Raw genomic sequence first — 22,581 nt, 5'->3', positions numbered from 1 at the left:
GTCCAACAAACGGGGCGCAGTTCACCCCGGGGGAGTTCGGCATGCGCACGGATGACGATGCCGGATGGTCCAGAACCGTATACACGATTCCGGCGCAACGGTTCGACGGCGACGGCTTCTACCGCATCCTTGTGCAATCCGTGGATCTGGCGGGCAACGTTTCGCAGAACACCATGGAAGGGGTCGGCGCGGACCATAGAGGAAACGCTGAAGTGAACTTCGCCATCGACGCAACGGCGCCGACCGTATATGTTCCCGAACTGGAAGCCGAAGACGAGCACACCGGGCACCACCGCCGACGCATCACCATCGATGCCAAGGACAATCTGGCGGTGAATCGGACGGAACTGTACATCGACGGGCGCAAGATCCGCGAATGGAACACGGACACGTCGCTCGACGACATCCCGCAATACACGTTGCAGGCCGACGGCCGACCCCATGCCGTGATGGTGCGGGTCACCGACAGGGCCGGCAATCAGACGACGGCCGTCTATGACGCAGACAATGGGGAACCGGTGCATCCATGGTTGCTGCTCGTGCTCCCGGCCATCGCGGGGATCGCGGTGGCCGGATGGGGGATTCGGCATGGGGCTCTGAGACGGAGGCGGACATGAGGCAACGATAGGATGGGCCCATGAGCGAATGCAATCCGGAGACGGTGACGGACCAACGGGAATGGCACAGCCTGCCCGAACGGATCAAGCGGGTATGGCTGCTGCGGTCGGTATTCACCGATACGGCGGTGATCCTGGTTTGCGCGGTGCTGGCGGTCATCTTCATCGCCTCCGACTGCATCCGATCGCCGTGGTCACGGCGTTGATCGAGTCGGTGAGGTCCGCCATCGCCCTGATTCTTCCCATGCTGGCCATTGCCGTGCCGAACCGTGATTCGGCGGTCGTCATGGCGGTCATCGTGGCGGTGATCGGGCTGATTGCGGCATGGATGATCGTCTCTCCGGTCGTGCGATGGCTGACGACGGGCTATCGGATGGATGAGCACGGCATCACCCAACGTTCCGGGGTGTTCAACCGCACGCGCACGACGATCGCCTACGACCATATCCATACGCTGTCCAGCAGCGCCCCGATCTACATGCGGCCGTTCCAGGTGGTGATCCTGAACATCACGGCCGCAGGGACCGCGGCGGGCATGGCGGTTGCGGTGATCTGGGCGCTGGTGTCCCGCGATGCCGTGAACTGGCTGTGGACGTTGGCCCCTGCGGCGCTGGCGGTCTGGTGGGGGTTGTGCCGTTGGCTGAAGGCGGCGTCGGAGGGATACGCGGTATTGGACGACAAGCGAATCGCCGCCACGGGGGCGTCCGTACTCACCTTGTTCACGGTGTTCACGCGCCGCTCCCGCATCCAATCGGTCGAGCGGTCCAGCACGCCATGGCGCCTGAATCGTGGTGTGGAACGCCTGAGACTGCCGTTGTTCGTCTCCAACGGCATCAGTGTGCTGCAGTTCACCGCGTTGCGCTCCGCCGATGCGGCAACGGTATCGGCCTGGGCGGAGAACGGGTCGATACGCCCATCCGGGACATCCGACCGGTCGGCGGATTCCGATCCGCGGAACATGACCGATAATGGACATAGAGACGACGACGGATGGAGGGCACGATGATTTGCGGACGGTGCGGCAACGGCAACGATGAAGGCTCGCGATTCTGCACGGCATGCGGCAGTCCGCTGACCGCACCTACGCCGGCGATGCGTCCCCTCGCCGACGCGCCGACGATATCCATGCAACCGGTGCAGCCGGCGTATCCGGTGCCACCGGCGCCGTCGCAATCGTCTCCCGTTCAGCCGGTCGCACGCAGACGCACCGGAACCATCGTGGCCATCGTTATCGCAGCCATCGCCGCCGTGGCATTGATCATCACCGGCGTGACGCTGGCCGTGCGGCATGTCTCGGCGGACGATCCGGGCACCTCGCAGACGCCGGCGCCGACCGGCGGCGAGGCGTCGGAGCCGGGCGATGCGTCGGACGGGAACGACCCCGCGTCATCCGAGGAATCGGAAGCGGACGGGGACGGGCCCGAGACGCCGGCGCGCACGTTGAATCAGGAATCCATCGATCGCATCGTCGACGCCTACTCGTCCACCGACGTGGCCGTATCGGTGATGACCGAGGACGGACTGCGCAGCTATTCGTCACGGAACGCTTCGAAACGCATGGTATCCGCCGGATTGTATCTGCCGGTGTACTTGGCGTACTACGGCACCCATGAGGATCAGCCGAGCGATTCCGCTGGCGAGATGATGCGGTCGATGAGCAACGAGGCGGCCAATCTGCTGATCGACGCGGTCGGCGGCGTGGACGCAATCGATTCATGGCTGTCGGCAAACCACTTCTCCGGTTCGTCGTTCGAGCGTAGATTCGGCGATGTGGCCGCCTCCGAGGACGGATACGAGAACTATGCATCATCCGACGACGCCGCGCGCATGCTGTCCATGGTGGCCACCGACGGAGCGGATGAGCTGATGTCGTATGACATTGCCTCCGAAGGTGTGAGGATTCCGGAGGGGGCCACCATCCATGCGCATCGCGGTATGGGCATTCAGGATGCATACAACTATTTCGTCGTCATATCGGATGGCCGCACCAAGGTCGCTCTGGCGGTGATGACCGAGAACCTGGGGCAGGAACGTGCCGCCGACCTCACTTCGCAGATGCTGGCGACGGTCTGGGACACGATGTTCGAAAGCGCGGCGCGTTGACGGGGGACGTTCGGCCGACGGGTGGTCGGCGCCCCCGCCCGGCGCGGTCCCATCGTGGCGCGGCGCATCGGGTACCGGGGCGCGGGCGCGGCTGGACGGCCGTCATCGCGGCGGGTGTGGCGGTTGCATTCGCGGCGGTGGCGGTCGGTATCGGCGTCACGATGTCGATGCCGCATCGAAGCAATCCGGAGGGAGCGGCGGCATCCGCACGGGTCGGCATTGCCGACGGCGCAGGTGAGGACGGCATCGCCGTGCCGGACCATGATGCCATGCGCCGCACGGCGGTTCCGGAGCCGGACGCCAGCCAGCCGGTACGGCGTGCGATGAGCGCGCTGCAGGACGAACTGGAGACGCTGATCGCCGGATACCAGGGTGGTTGGCAGGTGTATTGCGAGGATCTCGCCACCGGAGCCTCGCTGACGATCAACAACCACCAGGGGTATTCGGCGTCGCTGATCAAACTGTACGTCATGCTGGCCGTCTATCAGCGGATCGATGATGGGGCGCTCGCCGAGGACGCCCGCATCGACGAGCTGCTGCGGGAGATGATCACGGTGAGTTCCAACGAGGCCACGAACGCGTTGGTGGACATCCTCGGTTCGGGCAGCGGCGAAGCCGGATTCGAGGTCGTCAACGCCATCGCGCAGGAGTATGGGTTCAAGGATTCGTCCATCAACCAGTACCTTGGCGACGTCACCGGGGACCCCTCGCTGAAACGGACCACAGCGGAGGACTGCGGGCGGTTCATGGCTGCCGTGTACCGCGGGGAACTGGTGTCCGCGCAGGCCAGCCGGAGTATGCTCGACCTGCTGATGGCACAGACCAGGACCTCCAAGATTCCTAGTGGTCTGCCGGCGGGTACGGTGACCGCCAACAAAACCGGGGAGATCGACGGCGTGGAGAATGACGTGGCGATTGTGTTCGCCTCATCCGATACATCCGCCGCGATTGACGGTACGGCGGCAACAGGCGATTACGTGCTGGCGGTGATGAGCGAGGACGTGCCCGACAGTGCGGCCGCGCAGGCCGAGATCCGCGAGCTGTCCGGCGTGGTGTGGAATGCGATGGCACGGTAATCCGGCGGCATGCCGTGGCGCCGGAGACCCGCGGCAACACGCTGAGGGCGGATACGAACGGTAGATATCTACCGTTCCGTGACGGCCATGGTTAGGCTTGAGCCATGACTGGTATGCAGGAACTTTGGCAGGCATTCGACGCGGTGCTCGGGGGCGGCGAGACTTCCGCGCTGCTGGTGGTTGGCCCCCCGCGGTGCGGCAAGACGGAGTTCGCGTTCGAGGCGCTGATGCGTGCGTTGGAACGCAACCATGGTGGGGGAGCCATGATGACGGTATCCGGGCGCGTGACGGCGGACAGGTTGGGCAATCGCGCAATCCGCCGTATGGGGGCGTCGATGAAGGCGCGTCCGGTCACCACGTTGTCGGCGTTGGCGTTCGCCGTGATCGCCGACGCCCGACGGTATGAGGACCTGCCTGCGCCGCGTCTGCTGAACGGCGCCGAACAGGATGCCCTGCTACGCAGGGTGGTGGCGGCGCATCTGGGCCATGCCGAAGCCGGCAACCTGTGCGATACGTGCGTGCTGTTGCGGGAATACTTCGCCGACGACCGCTGGACGGATACGGTGGCACCCGCCCGGGAGCAGTCGGGTGGCGCGACGACGATGACGATGTTCGAGCGCGGCGTCTCCTCGTCGTTCGTGGATCAGCTGAGGGATATGCTGGCCCGTATCAACGAGCTGGGGGCATCGTTCGCCCATGAGCGTGAGTATGTGGGGGAGGCGGCCGGCACCGGGCGTAACGCCGACCGCATCGCGGTGCAGTGGCGCTTGGCGTTCGCGCTGCGGCGGGAATATGTGCGGGCCATCGAACATACGTATCCGGGCGAATACCGTCTGGACGCATCACGGCTGCTGGTCGAGGCGGCTGCGGTGCTGCGCCGCGTACAGGCGGAGGAGGTGCGGCTGCAGCCGGAGACGGTTCCCGCGGTGTTAGTGGTGGATGATTTCCATGACGCCACACTGGCCGGGCTGCGCTTCCTCGAGGCGTTGGCCGCCGCAGGGGTGCGGCTGGTGCTGGTGGGCAATCCCGACGAGGCCGTACAGACGTTCCGCGGCTCCTACCCGGAATACCTGATGGGCTGCGCGGTAAGAGGGCCGCTGCATGCCGCCCTACATCGCATCCCGGTATCCGATACCCCGGCGGATGCCGCCGCACCGACCTATCGCGACCTCCTGGCCTCGCGCATTTCGCTGTCGATCCCCTCGCCGGAGCCGGATGACACGCCGATGCCGCAGCGCCCCGGCAAGCTGCCCCGATATGCGGGCAGTCTGCCGATCCGGCGATTGGATGAACCGGGGGCGAACGCGGATGCCGGTCTCGGCACCTCCCGGTTGGAGGATGGCACGGTGGCCACGGCGTTGTACAAGTCGCCTCGCGAGGAGATGGACGATGTCGTCTGGCGTATGAAGCGCCTGCATCTGGACCAGGGGATTGCATGGAACGACATGGCGATCATCGCCCATGACAATGCCACCGTGCGGTCGTTCGGCGAGCGTCTGCGCCGCGATGGCGTGCCGGTACGGTACTCGTCGGTGACGCGTCCACTGAAGGACGAGCCGTTCGTGCAGGGGCTGTTCGCCCTGATCGAGCTGGCGCTGCTCCGCAGGCGTGGCATCGACGCCGTGGACCTGCCATTGGCGGCGCTGTCATCCTATGTACGGGCACGAGTGGTCACGCTGATGGCCTGCCCGTTGGTCGCCGCCGGCACGCAGTCCGCCGAGGGTGCCCCGGCGCGGTTGGCACCGGTGGAATCCGCGATGTCCGCACTGGAGTCACTGGCCGCGGTCGTCCAAGAAAGCGCAGAGGCCGTCGGCGCGGATGGGCAACGGCATCTCGCTGCGCTGATCGAATCATGGGAACGATATCGCGATGCCGTGAACGAACATCGGCAGGCGGCGCGGCGTGCGGCGGCGGTCAACGTGGACGACGGCGTGCTAACGGGCGAAACCGCCGACGACGAGCTGCCGTTCGGCCAGAGGGCGATGTACCTGATGCTGGCGTTCGACAATCCCAAGGCGCCCGCCACGCCCGTATTGGATTCTCTCGGCGCGATCTTGGGCCGGGACCCCCAAGCCGTCGCGTTCCGCAGGCTTTGGGATATGGTCGGCCGCGTTGCGGATGGCATGGACCGGCTGCCCAACCGGGAGGCACAGTACACGTTGGCGCTGGCCTGGAACGAGACTGGCGTGGCCGGTTCCTGGCAGCGCGCCGCCCTGCGCAACGACGTAGCTGGCCGTGCCGCCAACGACCGGCTTGACGTGGCGATGCGGTTGTTCCAGTTCGCCGCCGACGGCTCCGCCGGGGAGGACATCGTCGCGTTCATGGACCAGGTCAGGTCGATGCAGATCGAAGCGGATTCGCTGGCGCATGTCGGGCCGGTCGAACAGGCCGTGACATTGACCACCCCCGCCGGTGCGGCCGGGAACCATTGGCGGCATGTGTGGCTGCCCGCGGTCCAGCAGGATGTATGGCCGAACCTTGCGGAACGCGCCACGCTGTTCGGCGGCGAGGATCTGGCCGATCTCATGCTGCATGGTCGAATCGGGGACGCCGACCCGACTCACTGCGACGCTCGGTTGGCCGCAGTGCTGTCCAGCGAGAAGAAGAACCTGCTCGTGGCGGTGACCCGCGCCGACGAGACGCTGACGATCAGTGCGACATGGAACGAGGATTGCACCCCATCGGACTTTCTGTACGGGTATCTGCCTGAACGGTTCATCCGTCAGCGTGATGAAGCGGTGTTCGCCCGTCCCGGCGGCGAGGCGGTACACGACGGTGATACGATATCCCATTCCGGTCTCGATGCCGATCCTAGGGGATTGGTGACCGCCGCTCGTATCACGATGGCATGCCACGGCGCTGACTCGCCGGAAGGACGGGATGCGGCATCCGCGCTCGCGTTGCTGGCGGAGCACGGCGTGCGCGCCGCCGATCCGCGGCAGTGGTATTTCGTCGACTTACCACATGACGGTGCCACGGGTGGAGAAGCGGAAGCCCGAGCCGAGGCTCGCGACGGACGGCATATCGTGACCTTGTCGCCATCCTCCGTCGACGGCATCTGGTCCTGTCCGGTCTGCTGGCTATTGGAACGCCGCTGCTCCGGCCCCCAATCCGGCGGCGTGCACGCCGGTTTCGGCACCATCGTGCACGAGGTGGCGCAACGCGGCAGCGAGGAACGTCTCGATATGCCGGGGACCGTGGCCGCAGAAGGTACCGAGAGCCGTATCGCGGCGGTGACGGAACAGCTGATGGCGATCTACCGTTCGTTGCGTCGAGACCCGCAGGGCATCGATTCCCCCACCGACCGGTACGATGCGATGAAACTCGACCGTTCGGCGGAAACCATGCTGACGAATATCGCCAGCTATTTCGTCAACGGATGCGATGCGGCATACCCGTTCCGCAACGCCCAATACATGTCGGTCGGAGCCCTGGAACGGGCGGAGTGCGAAGTGGAATTCACCGCCCGGTTCGATATCGACGACATGCTCGCCGCCTATAACGCCATACCCGGCATCGAACCGATGACAAGCGGCGAACTCCTGGTGGTTATGGGAACGCTGGTCGGAGGCTGGCCCGAGGGCATGTGCGACGATCTGACGATTCGGCTGTCCGGCAGGATCGACCGGCTTGAACATCGTCGATACGGGGACGGTCGCGAGGCAGTGCGACTGATCGACTACAAGACCGGGAGGAAATACGGTACCGCGCAGATCTTCAACGATCTGCAGCTGGTCTGCTATCAGCTCGGCTTGGCGTTCCCCGAGGATCGGGGCTGTGTCGGGCCATCCCCGCGAATGCCGTACATCGCGCAAAGCGGGTTGTTCTTCGTCCGCGAGGATGATGGCCCGAGCCGCAGCTTTGAGGTGGAAAGCCTTCACCAGCCTGCACTGTTGCGCAACGGGGCTTGGAACACGGAACCGTTTGCCGGGCGCTACCACTATAAGGATCCCAAGTATCTGGAGATTCCGGAGCTGCCCGAGACGCCGCCCGCAGGGGTGCGCGCCGCGGCGTGGAACCAGATCATACGGTTGCGGGGCACCCAGACGCTCTGGGCATTGACCATGGCCGCGCGTGTGTTCTATGCGGCCGCGGCCAGCCGATCGTCGCTGCTGATCGCGCACCCCACGCCCGATCATGTGAAACGCTGCCGCATGACGACATCCTGTCCGGCCTGCGCCGGCGAGCTCAACACCGTCTATGAAACGAGGCAAGCATGATGCACGCATTCACCGACAGCCCGGAACAGGCACGGGTCATCAATGCCCCGAACGATGATGACATCCTGGTGGTGGCGGGTGCCGGATCAGGCAAGACCTATACCATGACCAGGCGCATCGTCACCCTGATCGGCAACGGTGTGGCTCCCGAGCGCATCCTGGGCCTGACCTTCACGCGCAAGGCTGCGGGCGAGCTGTTGGACCGCGTCTCGTCGGCGGTCGCCGAACAGTCGGGTGCCGATGAGGACCCTGACCGGATGTTCCTGAAGCCGACCATCGCCACCTACGATGCGTTCTTCCAGACCATCGTCCGCCAGTACGGACTCCTGGTCGGCTTCGACCGGAACACGCAGCCGCTAAGTGACGCCGGCGCATTGCAGTTGGCGGCCGATGTGGTGGAGCGGCATCTGGATGAACTTTCGGTGCGGCAGGACCCGCCGTCGATCCCCCAACTGGCCGGGGACGTGAGAAGTCTGTCCAACGCTATAGCCAGCGCGATGATCGGCCCTGACTGCCCAGGGTACGCCGAAGCCGTCGCCGCGATACGCCGTTGGGACAACGCTTTCATCAGTCGGGTGCGCGCCGCGCTGGGCGATGAGTCGATACCCGAGAAGCTGTTCGCCGGCGCGCTGCCGAAACGCGCCAAGAAGGACAGCGATGAACAATGGCAGGTCAAGTTGGAGCAGTACCAGGCCAAACTGTATGCCAACTGCGTCTATCAGTGCGACCGCATCGCCAGAACCGCAGAACAGCGTGAACTGCTGCTGGATCTGGTCGAGGAATACAACGAGGAGAAACGTCGCCGCACCATGGCCGAATTCGGGGATTTCACGATCGCGGCGTATCAACTGGTCAGCCGGTTCCCATCCATCGGCCGCCGGTATCGCGAACGATTCAGCCATGTGCTGCTGGACGAGTACCAGGACACCTCCACCACGCAGGCCATGCTGTTGGCGGCGCTGTTCCATCCCGCCGATGGCGGTGTGTGTAGCGCCGTCAGCGCCGTGGGCGACCCATTCCAGTCGATCTACGCCTGGCGTGGTGCCAGTCCCGGCGCCTTCCGTATGTTCGAACGGGACTTCCATATGCCGCCCGGCACCAAGCCGTATGCGTTGAGCACCACACGCCGCAACTCCCGGATCGTGCTGGAGGCCGCGAACGATCTGACATTGCCGCTGCGCACGCCCCCGCGCCGCCCGGGCAGCGCAGCGCTGCATGAGGTCGATGTCCCCTCGCTGGCGAATATCCCCGAAGCCGATCGGGGCACCATCGGACTGATCGGCTATGAGACGCTCGGGCAGCAGATCGATGGCGTCGTGCGGTTCTGCCGCGAGGCGCTGCGGCGCCACACCCGCGTGAAGGACGGCATGGTGGAGCACCGTGGTACCGTGGCCGTGCTGTTCCGGTCCAAAGGCACCATGGACGAATACCAGCAAGCCTTGGAACAGGCGGGTATGACCACGTTCGTCGTCGGCTACTCCGCAGTGCTGGAACGCCCGGAGATCTGCGACGTGCTGGCGTTGCTGCATGTTGTGGTGCAGCATGATGACGCCGAGCATCTGATGCGGTTGCTGGCCACCCCCAGGTTCCAGCTGTCATCGAGCGACCTGACCCGTCTGGCCGCGCTTGCCGACAGGGAGAATACGCGGGTGAGATTCCGGGTGTTGGCGGAGGCCGGCGTGGCGGATGCCGACTGCCCGCCGGAGCAATGGGAATCGGTGGTGCGGGAGCACCGCGACCAGGTGGGCAATGCCGTGTTCCTCGGCGATCTGCTGCAACGGGGCGATCTGAGGCAGTTGCTTGATCGTGACGGCACACTCGGCGACAGCGCCAAGGCCGGGGTGCTGCGTGCCGGCGCCATGCTGCGCGACGTGCAGGCGATGCTGGGGCATCCGCTGGCCGAGGTGATTCGCGCCGCGGTCCGTGCGCTGGATCTCGACATCGATACGGTGGTTGCCCAAGCCATACGAGACGGCGAACAGGCCTCGAACCCCACCGTGGCCCGGATGCCGTTGAACACGCTGGTCGACCTGACCGACACCTATATCCAGGAACTGGGGGACGGGCGGACGCCGACGCTGCGCGGATTCCTCTCCTGGGTGGACGTGTTGGGCAATATCGAGGATGAGGCGGCCTCCATGCATGACGACCAGGCCGACGTAGAACTGATGACCATCCACCAATCCAAGGGCCTGGAATGGGACGCCGTGGCCATCGTCGACTGCGCATCGGGCATCATGCCGAACAACAGCAAGAACGGATTGACGATTACCTTGGACGAATCCCATGCCGGAGGGTTGGTCGACGGCGTGTGGACGGCTCCCGAATACCGGGAGCAGAACAGTCGGACCTGGCTGACTGACGCCACCAGCGTGCCTGCCCCGATACGGGTCGACGCGGACATCCTTCCCCGCTTCCCTCACGACGGCGCGCCGGGGGAGGACCCGGTGGACGCGCTGACGCGATTGGACGACGTGATGCAGATCGATGACGAGGTATTCGGTTCGCTGCGCGACTGCGGCGACGGCGTGGAGGACTCGGATCCGGATTCCTGGTATCTGACCCAGAGCAACGAATACGGCCGTCGGCTGCACGCCGACGAGCGACGGCTGGCCTATGTGGCGTTGACCCGCGCCAGGCATGACGTCATGCTGTCATATTGCGCGTACCGCGAGCGCAGCCGCGAGCCGCGCCGCAGGGCCGCAGCAAGCAGGGCGCAGAGCGCCTCGGTCTTCTGGCAGGAGCTGTTCGACGCCCTGCACACGCGCGCGGATGCCGTGCGCCGGCCGACAACGGTGCCGGATGATGATACGCTGCCGCCGTTGCCGGAGGGGTTCTTCGCCGGCGACTATGCCCGCGAGTATGAGGACGCCGTCATCGGTCAGGCTTGGGCCACGCCGATCGAGCAGTCCGACGACGCCGTCGCGCTGCCGTGGCCGGGCACCCTGAGCGCCGATATCGCCGAGCGGTTGCGTACCGGGGCGCTTGCGGTGCGAGACGCTATGGAGGACACGGACGCCGTGCGCCATGACGACGGACCATCGGATGGGCGGACCCGTGACGGAGGACCGTTGCTCGGCCGGGCCCGTCTGCTTGTTGCGGACCATGACCTGATGGGTGCGCAGCTGACCGGCGAGGACCTGGACCGGAACGTGCGCGAGCGTGGTCGGCGCATTCTGGCGTCAGGCCGGCAAAGCGTCACCGCGTTGCAGGCGGCTGCGGGAGGTATGAGCGAGCGTGAGGAGAAGGCCTATTGGTGGGGCATCGTGCGGCCGATTCCCAGCGTGGCGTCACCGGCGGCCGAAGCCGGTACGCAGTTCCACGCATGGGCGGAACGGTTCATCAACGCCGTGGCGGACGGCAGGCTGCCGGATGCGGATTCACCGGCCTCGCGGCGTGCCTTGCTCGAGGAACTTGATTCGGCCGAGCAGCACAGCGGCGGACACCCGGACGCATTGCTGACGTGGAAACGCCGTCTGGCCGAATCGCGGTGGGCCCGGCGTCATCCTGCATGGGCCGAACGGCAGATCGTCATCGCCATCCCCCAGCTGGGCGGCAGCATCGTCAACGGTAAGCTCGACGCCGTGTTCGTCGGAGGCCTCGACCCCGAAGACACGGGCAAACAGTACACCATCATCGATTGGAAAACCGGGCGGCGTCCGCGTGAGCCACGGGACGTGGCACAGAAGTTGGTGCAGCTGGACTGCTATCGACTGCTCCTATCGGTGGTCGAGGGTATCCCGCTGGACGCCATCGATGCGGCGCTGTATTACGTGAGTGAACCGGACGAACGGCAACGCGAGATTCAGGCGGAAGGAAAAACCGAATCCCAGATCATCGACGCATTGCGTCTCGGCGTGCCCGACCAGTCGGACAATGACTAGCCGGTGCGCGACCGCGAAGGCGTGTGACCGGGGCTTCGGTATCCCCGGCTGCGCCCCACTGTTCGCGGCGCGCGATAGGCTCGGGACGGATAGGGAACAACGCTGGCACTCAATCATCAAGGAGGCAACAATGATCAAGGTTTCCGTCGTCGGCGCCAAAGGGCGCATGGGATCCCACGTGGTGGACGCGGTCAACGGCGCACAGGACATGGAGCTGGCGCTCACGCTGGACGCGGGCGATGACCTGCACGCCATCACGCCGGAGAACACGGATGCGGTCGTGGAATTCACCGTGCCGTCCGTCACACTGGACAACGTGCTGACGCTGATTGGCCAGGGCGTGGACGTGGTGGTGGGCACCACCGGCTGGACCGAGGACCGTCTGGAACAGGTGCGTCAGGCGTTGGCCGCGGCGCCGCGCGCCGATCAGGCCGTGTTCATCGCGCCGAACTTCGCGATCTCCGCGGTGCTGGCCGATTATTTCGCCAAGCTCGCCGCCCCGTACTTCGAGTCGGCCGAAGTGGTGGAGCTGCACCACCCGAACAAGGTCGATGCCCCGTCCGGCACCGCCATCCACACGGCGCAGGGCATCGCCGCCGCACGTCAGGCCGCCGGCCTGGCCCCCGTGCCGGACAATACCGAAACCGACGGCGGCTCCCGCGGCCAGGTGGTCGACGGCATCCATGTGCATGCGGTGCGTCTGCGCGGCCTGAACGCGCATGAGGAGGTGCTGATGGGCAACGCCGGCGAACAGCTGACGATCCGCGCCGACAGCTTCGACCGCATCTCCTTCATGCCCGGCGTGCTGCTGGCCGTACGCAAGCTGGCCGAAGGCTCGCATGCGGGCCTGACCGTGGGGCTTGACCGCTTCCTGGACCTGTGATCGACCCCACCGTGGACGCCGGACGGGCGGGGCTTCGCGTCCCGCCCGCGAAGTACCGTGGATACCATGAGTGACGGTACCATGCATCTTCTTGATCCTGCCCCGTTCGGGCGCATCATCCCGGCCATGATCACGCCGATGAAAGCCGATGGATCCATCGATTACAGCGCCGCCCAGCGCATCGCCAAGCAGCTGGTCGCGGATGGCGCCGACGGCATCCTGGTCAACGGCACCACCGGCGAATCCCCGGTCACTCACATGGACGAGAAGGTCGATCTGGTCCGGGCCGTCAAAGAGGTCGTCGACGTGCCGGTCATCTCCGGCGCCGGCTCGAACGACACCGCCCATTCCGTGCGCATGGCCGAGCAGACCCAGGAGGCCGGCGTCGACGCGGTGCTCGTCGTGGCCCCGTACTACTCGCGTCCCTCGCAGGAAGGCATCTTCCAGCATTACCAGGCGGTCAACGCCTCGGCGGACAAGCCCATCATCGTCTATGACGTCCCCGGCCGCACCGGCGTGCGCATCCAGCTGGACACCTACCGCCGGCTGGCGGAACTCGACCATGTCACCGCCGTCAAGGACGCCACCGGAGACATCGCCGGAGCCGTCCGCAAGCGCATGGAAACCGGACTCGACTGGTACTCGGGAGACGACGGCCTGTTCCTGCCGTTCCTGTCCGTCGGCGCCGTCGGCATCATCTCGGTGATCGCCCACGCCGCCTCTGGGCCGATGCGTGACCTGGCCACCGCCTTCGACCATGGCGACATCCATCAGGCCCAGCGTCTGGCCGTGCGGCTGGCCCCGCTGGTCGAGGCGTTGAACGGCAACGGATTCCAGGCGGTGATGGCCAAGGCCTCGCTCCATGTGCGCGGCTTGCTCGACGACACCTCCATGCGACTGCCGAACGTCGGCCCGGGTCCGGACGAGATCGCCCGAGCCGAGGCCGGCATGCGCGCCTCCGGCTTGCTCTGACTTGCTCCAATAACGGAGTGCCGCTTCCGCGGCACAGCCAATCCACGGGAGATATATGCGCCTACCGACGCGCCATGAGCGCACCACGGCGGCCGCACCCTCCTGCGGTGCATAAGACCTCGTTCCCGCACAGGCGGGAACACCAAGATAGAAACAGAACCAATGGCATTAGAAGAAGAACTCGCGGCGCTTGACGCCGCATACACCGGTGACGGCAAGACCGGTCGCGTTCGCACCAACGGCGCGGACCCGCAGGTCGAAGCCATCATGGATGAAATCATCGCCGAGGCCACGGGCAATCAGCCGGCCGCCAAAGGCGCCAAACGCACGGCTTCCAAGAAGAAGGCCGCGTCCTCGCGGAACGATGGCGACCAGGCCACTGCCTCGGCACAGTCCGGCGGCCAGGGCGCGAAGTCGGCATCCGGCCGTGCCGGACGCCGCAACGAACGCGGCAAGCGTTCCGATGAACACGCCGAGGGCCTGATCCCGCCGCCCAAATACCGCAGGGGCACGATGCGCATCGTGCCGCTCGGCGGTCTGGGCGAGATCGGCCGCAACATGAACGTGGTCGAATACAACGGCCACATCCTGCTCATCGACTGCGGCGTGCTCTTCCCCGAGGAGGAGCAGCCGGGCGTGGATCTGATCCTGCCGGACTTCCACTACATCAAGGACCGTCTGGACAAGGTCGAGGCGCTGGTGCTCACGCACGGCCACGAGGACCACATCGGCGGCGTGCCGTACCTGCTCAAGCTGCGCCCGGACATCCCGCTGATCGGCTCCAAGCTCACGCTGGCCTTCGTGGAGGCCAAGTGCAAGGAGCACCGCATCAACCCGGTGATGACCGTGGTCCAGGGGCGCGACAAGCTCAAGGTCGGTCCGTTCAACCTGGAATTCGTGACCGTGACCCATTCGATCCCGGACGCGTTGGCCGTATTCGTCAAGACCCCGGCCGGCAGCCTCATCGATACCGGCGACATCAAGCTCGACCAGCTGCCGCTCGACCACAAGATCACCGATCTGGTGGAGTTCGGCAAGCTCGGCGAACAGGGTGTGGACCTGCTGATGGCCGATTCCACGAACGCGGAGGTGCCCGGCTTCGTCAAGCCCGAGACCTCCATCGGCCCCGCGCTCGACCGCGCCTTCGCCGAGGCAAGCCGCAAGATCATCGTGGCCAGCTTCTCCAGCCATGTGCACCGCGTGCAGCAGGTGGTGGATGCGGCGCACAAGTACGGACGCAAGGTCGTCTTCGTCGGCCGTTCGATGGTGCGCAACATGTCCATCGCCGCCGAACTCGGCTACCTGCACATCCCCGAAGGCACCGTCATCGACCTGAAGCAGGCCTCCGACGTGGACGATCGCCACCTGGTGTACATGTGCACCGGCTCCCAGGGCGAGCCGATGGCCGCGCTCGGCCGCATCGCCGACGGCAACCACCGCGACATCACCATCCACGAGTTCGACACGGTGATCCTGGCCAGCTCCCTGATCCCCGGCAACGAGCACGAGGTCTACAAGGTCATCAACAAGCTCGTGCAGATGGGCGCCCGCGTGATCAACAAGGAGAACGCCGCGGTCCACGTCTCCGGCCATTGCAACGAGGGCGAGCTGCTGTACCTGTACAACATCGTCAAGCCCAAGTGCGCGATGCCGATCCACGGCGAGAACCGCCACCTGATCGCCAACGGCCTGATCGCCGTCAAGACCGGCGTGGACCCGAACGGCGTGGTGCTCGCGCAGGACGGCGACGTGGTGGACCTCTACCACGGCAAGGCCGCCATCGTCGGCTCGGTGCCGTGCGGCTACGTGTACGTGGACGGCGACTCGGTCGGCGAACTGACCGACGACGTGCTGGAGAAGCGCCGCATCCTGGGCACCGAAGGCTTCGTCTCCAGCTTCGTGGTGGTCGACACCGAAGCCTCCGAAGTCGTGACCGGGCCGAAGATCTTCCTGAACGCCGTGGCCGAGGACGAGAGCGAGTTCGACAAGGTGCGCCACCAGATCGTGGACCAGCTTGAGGACGCGATGATCCACGGCACGCGCGACACCTACAAGCTGCAGCAGATCATGCGCCGTACGCTCGGCGGATGGGTCGCCCGCCAGCTGCACCGCAAGCCGATGATCGTGCCCGTGGTGGCCGACATCGCCGCCACAGAGGATTCCAACAAGTAACCAAACCATCGCCCGCGACGGTTCACAAGACCGCCGCGGGCTTCCATGTCAGGCGTCCGCCGCACGACGGACGCCACCACCCCAGCAAGCCAGAAAGGTACACAATGCCAGGAGCAAATCTCACTCGGGTCGAAGCCGGGGAGCGCAAGGCCGTCGTCTCGGCACCCATCCACTACTGGGTTTCGCTTGATCTGACCGTCGGTGCCGAGGATTTCGCATCCACCACCAAGGTCACGTTCGACGCCCAGGCCGGCGCCTCCACCTTCCTCGATCTGATCGCCAACCAGGTGACCGAGGTCGTGCTGAACGGCGAGGCGCTCGACCCCGCCGCCGCGTTCGTGGACAGCCGCATCGAGCTGAACAACCTCAAGGATCACAACGAGGTCGTCGTCAAGGCCATGTGCCAGTACTCCAACACCGGCGAGGGCCTGCACCGCAGCGTGGACCCCGCCGACGGCAACGTGTACCTGTACTCCCAGTTCGAGGTGCCGGACGCCCGCCGCGTCTACGCCGTGTTCGACCAGCCCGATCTGAAGGCCGTGTTCGACTTCGACGTGACCGCTCCGGAAAGCTGGATCGTGCTGTCGAACCAGCCGGTGCGCACCGTGGAATCCGTGGACGGCATGACCCTGGACGGCACGCTGGGCCATCACCCGGCCGAGCGCATCAAGCGCTGGGTGTTCGAGCCGACCGTGACGATGAGCTCCTACCTGACCGCCATCTGCGCCGGCCCGTACGCGCAGTGGCACACCGAGTACGAGAACGAGGACGGCCGCGTCGTGCCGATGGGCCAGTACTGCCGCCAGTCGCTGGCCGAGTCCTTCGCCAAGGATGCCGACTACCTGTTCGACATCACCAAGAAGGGCTTCGCGTTCTACGCCAAGACCTGGGGCATCCCGTACCCGTACGCCAAGTACGACCAGATCTACGTGCCCGAATACAACGCGGGCGCGATGGAGAACATCGGCCTGGTCACAATCCGCGACCAGTACGTGTTCGACTCCAAGGTGACCGACGCGCTCTCCGAACGCCGCGTGGTGACTGTGCTGCACGAGCTGGCCCACATGTGGTTCGGCGACTACGTGACGATGAAGTGGTGGAACGACCTGTGGCTGAACGAATCCTTCGCCGAGTTCACCTCCACGCTCGCCACCGCCGAGGCCACCGATTGGCCCGACGCGTGGGCCACGTTCTGCTCCGGCGAGAAGAGCTGGGCGCTCAACCAGGACCAGCTGCCGACCACGCACCCGATCGTCGCCCCGATTAACGATCTGAACGACACCTACGTGAACTTCGACGGCATCACCTACGCCAAGGGCGCCTCCGTGCTGAAGCAGCTCGTCGCGTATGTGGGCCGCGAGCGCTTCTTCGACGGCATCCACCGCTACCTGACCCGCCACGCGTTCTCCAACGCCACGCTCGACGACCTGCTCAACGAGCTGGAGGCCACCTCCGGCCGCGACATGAAGGCGTGGAGCGCCCTGTGGCTCGAACAGGCCGGCATCAACACCATCGCCGCGGACGTCGAGGAGAACGCGGACGGCACCATCGCCTCCCTGACCCTGACCCAGAGCGCGCCGGCCGAGCATCCGGTGCTGCGCCCGCACCGCCTGGCCATTGGCTTGTACAACGAGGACCCGGCCACCGGCCTGGTCACGCGCACCGACCGCATCGAACTCGACGTGGACGGCGAGACCACCGTGGTGACCGAGGCCGCCGGCAAGCCGCGTCCGGCGTTCATTCTGGTCAACGACGACGACCTGACCTACACCAAGCTGCGCTTCGACGCCGCCTCGTTGGAGTTCGCGGTCGAGAACCTGTACCGTTTCGACAACGCGCTCGCCCGTGCCGTGATCTGGCTGGCGCTGTGGGATATGACCCGCGACGCCGAACTGCCGGCCGAGCGGTTCATCGAGACCACGCTTAAGCTGCTTGCGCACGAGACCGAGTCCACCACGTTCCGCTACGCGCTGAGCTGCATGGGCACCACCGCGCACCACTACGTGGCGCCGGCCCGCCGCGAGGACGTGCTGCGCCGTGTGGCCGCCGAACTGTGGACGCTGGCGAACGCCGCCGAAGCCGGTTCCGACAACCAGTTCCAGCTCGTCAACGCCTACCTGGGCTACGGCGAAGAGGGCGACGCCGAATTCGCCGCGAACGTGCGCGGCCTGCTCGACGGCAGCGTGAGCCTGGACGGCCTGGACATCGACAACGACATGCGCTGGGCGCTCGTCAAGGCGCTCGCCTCCGTCAACCAGATCGACGAGGCCGGCATCGATGCGGAGCTCGCCAAGCGCGATACCACCGCCAACCGCGAATTCGCGATGGGCGCCCGCGCCAGCCGTTCCACGGCCGAGGCCAAGGAGTGGGCGTGGAACGAGGCCATCCGCAACCAGGAGCTGACCAACATGCAGCTTGAGGCCGTGGCCCGCGGTTTCGCCGGCGCCACGCCCGAGTTGGCCGACCCGTATGTGGAGCGCTACTTCGCCGAGGCCGATTGGATCTGGACGAACCGCACGTTCCACATGGCCGAGGCGCTGCTCGAAGGCCTGTGGCCGGTGTACGCCGACCCGGCCAAGCTGGTCGAGCAGGGCGACACCTGGCTGGCCTCCCACGCCGAGGCGGACAACGCGTTCCGCCGCATCGTGATCGGCAACCTGGAAAGCGCCCGCCGCTCGCTCAAGGTGCGCGACTGGAACGCCGCGCTGTGACATCGCTGTGACGTCGCTGTGATGTCGGCCGACATCACAGGCATGCCCTGTTAACGGTCCCTCCGCCGCACGGGATTCGCTCCCGGTGCGTCGGAGGGACCGTTGATATGTGCCCGTAAGTCCTTTGCACTATGGCGGTTGGTTCTTCGGCTGCATCGTAGCGCGGACGTATCCGGTGCGACGCCGGCGCGTTGGACGTGGCAAATGCGGTGAAACAGGGCAATCTGTGGGATTGTGCCCGCGCATCGTGCCGCAGGGTGGGTACGATGGTCACGGTAATCGTGAGGAGTGCGGCGTGATGCCGCCATGGCTGAGGAGAGGCGTAGCTCATGCCCAAGATGTTTGGAACCGATGGTGTACGAGGATTGGCGAACCGCGACCTGACCGCGCAGCTGGCGCTCGATCTGGGCGACGCCGCGGTGCGCGTGCTGGGGGATTCCGGTACGAAGGATGATCGCCCGGAGGGTCGGCGGCGTGCGCTGATCGGCCGCGACACCCGCGTGTCCGGCGACTTCCTGGCCGCCGCGCTGTCGGCCGGCATGAGCGCCGGCGGGTTCGACGTGATCGATGCGGGCATCATCCCGACCCCGGGCGTGGCCTACCTGACCAGCGTGCTCAACGTGGAGATGGGCGCGGTGATCTCCGCCTCCCACAATCCGATGCCGGATAACGGCATCAAGTTCTTCGCGCGCGGCGGATTCAAGCTGCCCGACGCCAAGGAGGACCAGATCGAGGCGGTGCTCGGCCAGGACTGGGAACGTCCGACCGGCGCCGGCGTGGGCCGTATCAGCCATGACACGGTGACCGCCACCAACCTGTATATCGACCACCTGGTCTCCACCATCGCCCCGATCGGCCCGGACAAGACCCAGCCCAAGCCGCTCAAGGGGTTGAAGATCGTGGCCGATTGCGCGAACGGCGCCACCTCGGTGGTGGCCCCGGAGGCCCTGCGCCGTGCGGGCGCCGAGGTGGTGGTGATCAACGCCTCGCCGGATGGCTACAACATCAACAAGAACGCCGGCTCCACCCACCCTGAGCAGCTGCAGGCCATGGTCAAGGCCTCCGACGCCATGATGGGCGTGGCCTTCGATGGCGACGCCGACCGCTGCCTGGCCGTGGACGAGGACGGCAACATGGTCAACGGCGACCAGATCATGGGCATCCTGGCCCGGGCCAAGAAGGCCGAGGGCAAGCTGGCCCACGATACGCTGGTGGTGACCGTCATGAGCAACCTGGGCCTGAAGCTGGCCCTGAAGGACATGGGCATCGCCACCGTGCAGACCGCGGTGGGCGACCGCTACGTGCTGGAGGAGATGCTGCGCGGCGGCTACACGCTGGGCGGCGAACAGTCCGGCCACGTGATCAACCGCGAGTTCGCCACCACCGGCGACGGCACCCTGACCGCGCTGACCCTGTGCAACGAGGTCATGAAGTCCGGCAAGAGCCTGAAGCAGCTGGCCGCCGACTTCCCGCAGCTGCCGCAGCAGCTGGTCAATGTGCCGAACGTGGACAAGAACGCCGCCTCCACCAACGCTGCGGTGCAGGCCGCCGTGGAACGCGAGGAGGCGCTGCTCGGCGATACCGGCCGCGTGCTGCTGCGTCCCTCCGGCACCGAGCCGCTGGTGCGCGTGATGGCCGAGGCCGCCACCCAGCAGCAGGCCGACGAGGTCTGCGCCCGCCTGGCGCAGGTCGTGGCCGACGAGCTGGCCCTGTGAGCGCCGTCGAGGCAGACAACGGGAACAACGAAAGGAACCGCCATCATGTTCAAAGCCAACGCGAAGGTCGACGTGGCCCTCAACCGTGACGTCGAGCATCTGATCAAAACCGGCGGCAAGGAAGGCATCCTGCCGATCGTGCAGATGGGTGAGCCGGTGCTGCGCCAGCGGACCGCGCCGTACGAGGGGCAGCTGTCCCGCCGCACGCTGACCAAACTCATCGAAACCATGCGCACCACCATGCTTGAGGCGCCGGGCGTGGGCCTGGCCGGCCCGCAGATCGGACTGGGCATGGCCATCGCCGTGCTGGAGGACCACGTGCGCGAGGGGGACGAGGATGATCCGCGCGAGATCGGCGAACTGCCGTTCCACGTCATCATCAACCCCAGCTACGAACCGGTCGGCGACCAGACCCGCAGCTTCTACGAGGGATGCCTGAGCTTCGCCGGCTACCAGGCGGTGCGCCGCCGATGGCTGGACATCATCGCCCGCTGGCAGGACGAGGACGGCAACCGCCATGAGGAGCGCCTGCACGGCTGGCCCGCCCGCATCTTCCAGCATGAGACCGACCACCTGTCCGGCGAGGTGTACATCGACCGCGCCGAGATCCGCTCGCTGAGCTCGGACGAGAACCTGGCCGACCTGTGGTGCGAGGATCCGGTGCCGACCGAGGCAGCCGAGGAACTGGGCTTCGACCTGTAGCCGGCATTCCCGGTGCGGCCGCGCCCCGGTACGTGCTCCGACGTGCCGACGGTGCGGCCGCGTCCGTTCTCCGGCTACGATAGGCGGTACGGCAGCGGCGAAGGAGGTTTCGATGAGTGCGATGTACGGACATGCTGACGACGACTGGCTGATGCGCGCGCACGGCGATATCGACCAGTGGGCCGCAGTGATGGACGTCGACGCGGACGATCGTCCGATCGACTGGAACTGGGTGCGCACGCTCGACCTGGTCCACGGCGTGGGCGTGGCCACCGCACAAGACTGCGACGCCGGCGCATCCTCCGACGTACACGACCTGCTGCGTCGCGACCTGATGATCCGTGACCGGCTGGAGGCCATCCTGACCTGTTGCGATCGCGTGTTCATGACCGACTACGACCGGCTCATCCCCTCATACCGGCTGCCGAGGGCGCTCGCCCATGCGAACCGTCGACTGAACGACGAGATCAATCTGCTGCGTGACCGCGGCGTGGCCGAGGGGCTGTGGACGGTTGCTTACGAGCATCGCGAACGCGTCACCGTGCCGGTGCTGCACGCCGCCGAGGGTGCCCCCGCGGTCGACGACATTCAGGACCGGACAGCTGAACTGGTCAACGGCCGCGCCGAACGCCGCAAGCGCGCCCGCGAGCAGCGCGAGGCCGGCGATCGGCTGATAGTCGCCGCCAACCTGGAGGGTGCCATCGCCGCGGGCGGTGCCGCCGGCGACGCACCCGATGCCGAGAGGGCCGCGGTCGCATCCCCGATCGGATCGGACTGGCGCGACGTCTATCTGCCGGGTCGCGGTCTGGATACCGTCATGGGCGTCGACATCGAAACCACCGGCACCGATCCGCTGCGCGATTACATCATCGACGTCGGCTTCGAATACATGAACATGGTCACGCCCCGCCCGCAGGACGCCCCGGCGGGCATGCCCTACGTGGACTCCTCGTATCAGGCGGGTGACGCGTACGGCCAGGCGCGTCTGGGGTTCGGCGTCACCCGTGCCAACGCGTGGCACGGCAACGAAACCATCCGCAACCTGACCGGCATCGACGTGAAGATGCGCTCCAGCAGCCAGTGGCGTCTGTTCGACGAATGGCCGCAGGCGCAGCAGGGGCTGCTGATGCGCCTTGAACAGCAGCCGTTCGTGGCGCATAACGCGAACTTCGAACACCGCTTCTTCCTGCACAACGTGGCCGGGTACGCGGAAAGCTACCGCGCCGGGCATATCGTGATCATCGACACGATGCCGATGAGCCGCCGGTGGGACGAGGGTTCCGCCCCCAGCGAAGCCCATCCGTACGGCGACAACTCGCTGGAATCCTACGCCAAGCGCCAGGGCGCGCTGCCCGAGGGCTCCTCCGAGCGGCATCTGGGCCTGGAGGACGCGCATATCATGCTGGTGGCCATGAAGCGTCACCTGACGGCCCTGCGCGAGGCGAATCGCGGACCGTGGGGCCCCGATGGCGTGTCCGGTACCGGCGGCAAACGCGCCAAAGGTCGCCGCTGGTAGGGCCGCCGCT

The 22,581-nt window shown here is 66.2% G+C and carries 13 protein-coding genes and 2 pseudogenes; all 15 read left to right on the top strand.

Annotation, left to right across the window (positions count from 1 at the left end):
- A pseudogene (locus B4C31_RS07560) lies at positions 1–617 on the top strand (hypothetical protein); the annotation flags it as partial.
- Positions 618–637: 20 nt separating this feature from the next.
- The gene (locus B4C31_RS07555; protein WP_291531983.1) at positions 638–823 is read left to right on the top strand and encodes a hypothetical protein; all 186 of its coding nucleotides are present in this window, start codon (positions 638–640) and stop codon (positions 821–823) included.
- A 38-nt stretch (positions 824–861) separates the two neighbouring features.
- Positions 862–1,623 carry a PH domain-containing protein gene (locus B4C31_RS07550; RefSeq protein ID WP_291531982.1) on the top strand — a complete coding sequence of 254 codons (762 nt, stop codon included), beginning with the start codon at positions 862–864 and terminating at the stop codon, positions 1,621–1,623.
- Positions 1,608–1,685 (top strand): annotated as a pseudogene (locus tag B4C31_RS08875) (zinc-ribbon domain-containing protein); the annotation flags it as partial. The gene B4C31_RS07550 and the pseudogene B4C31_RS08875, both read left to right, overlap by 16 nt.
- A gap of 150 nt (positions 1,686–1,835) precedes the next feature.
- On the top strand, positions 1,836–2,720 hold the full coding sequence (locus B4C31_RS07545) for a serine hydrolase (RefSeq protein WP_291531981.1): 885 nt from the start codon (positions 1,836–1,838) through the stop codon (positions 2,718–2,720).
- A 116-nt stretch (positions 2,721–2,836) separates the two neighbouring features.
- Positions 2,837–3,796, top strand: a complete 960-nt coding sequence (locus B4C31_RS07540; RefSeq protein WP_291531980.1) for a serine hydrolase — start codon at positions 2,837–2,839, stop codon at positions 3,794–3,796.
- A 113-nt stretch (positions 3,797–3,909) separates the two neighbouring features.
- Positions 3,910–8,016, top strand: a complete 4,107-nt coding sequence (locus B4C31_RS07535; protein ID WP_291531986.1) for a PD-(D/E)XK nuclease family protein — start codon at positions 3,910–3,912, stop codon at positions 8,014–8,016.
- Positions 8,016–11,900: a UvrD-helicase domain-containing protein gene (locus tag B4C31_RS07530; RefSeq protein WP_291531985.1), complete on the top strand. Its 3,885-nt coding sequence runs from the start codon at positions 8,016–8,018 to the stop codon at positions 11,898–11,900. Before B4C31_RS07535 ends, B4C31_RS07530 begins: the two co-directional genes overlap by 1 nt.
- A gap of 130 nt (positions 11,901–12,030) precedes the next feature.
- Positions 12,031–12,783 carry a 4-hydroxy-tetrahydrodipicolinate reductase gene (gene dapB / locus B4C31_RS07525; RefSeq protein WP_291531979.1) on the top strand — a complete coding sequence of 251 codons (753 nt, stop codon included), beginning with the start codon at positions 12,031–12,033 and terminating at the stop codon, positions 12,781–12,783.
- A 66-nt stretch (positions 12,784–12,849) separates the two neighbouring features.
- Positions 12,850–13,755, top strand: coding sequence for a 4-hydroxy-tetrahydrodipicolinate synthase (gene dapA, locus B4C31_RS07520; protein WP_033509573.1), 906 nt, complete (start codon positions 12,850–12,852; stop codon positions 13,753–13,755).
- Positions 13,756–14,022: 267 nt separating this feature from the next.
- The gene (locus B4C31_RS07515; RefSeq protein ID WP_291531984.1) at positions 14,023–15,927 is read left to right on the top strand and encodes a ribonuclease J; all 1,905 of its coding nucleotides are present in this window, start codon (positions 14,023–14,025) and stop codon (positions 15,925–15,927) included.
- Positions 15,928–16,031: 104 nt separating this feature from the next.
- Entirely contained in the window at positions 16,032–18,638 is a 2,607-nt protein-coding gene (gene pepN / locus B4C31_RS07510; RefSeq protein ID WP_291531978.1) for an aminopeptidase N, read from the top strand.
- 329 nt (positions 18,639–18,967) lie between these two features.
- Complete coding sequence (gene glmM, locus B4C31_RS07505) at positions 18,968–20,353, top strand: phosphoglucosamine mutase (RefSeq protein ID WP_204390024.1); 1,386 nt, start codon at positions 18,968–18,970, stop codon at positions 20,351–20,353.
- A gap of 45 nt (positions 20,354–20,398) precedes the next feature.
- Entirely contained in the window at positions 20,399–21,055 is a 657-nt protein-coding gene (locus B4C31_RS07500; RefSeq protein WP_204388309.1) for a peptide deformylase, read from the top strand.
- Positions 21,056–21,167: 112 nt separating this feature from the next.
- Entirely contained in the window at positions 21,168–22,571 is a 1,404-nt protein-coding gene (locus B4C31_RS07495) for a DNA polymerase III subunit epsilon (protein ID WP_291531977.1), read from the top strand.
- Positions 22,572–22,581 lie beyond the last annotated feature (10 nt).

This window comes from Bifidobacterium sp. UBA4282, from assembly GCF_002394995.1.
Classification (GTDB): Bacteria; Actinomycetota; Actinomycetes; order Actinomycetales; family Bifidobacteriaceae; genus Bifidobacterium; species Bifidobacterium pullorum_B.
This window is presented reverse-complemented; position numbering and strand designations above follow the sequence as displayed.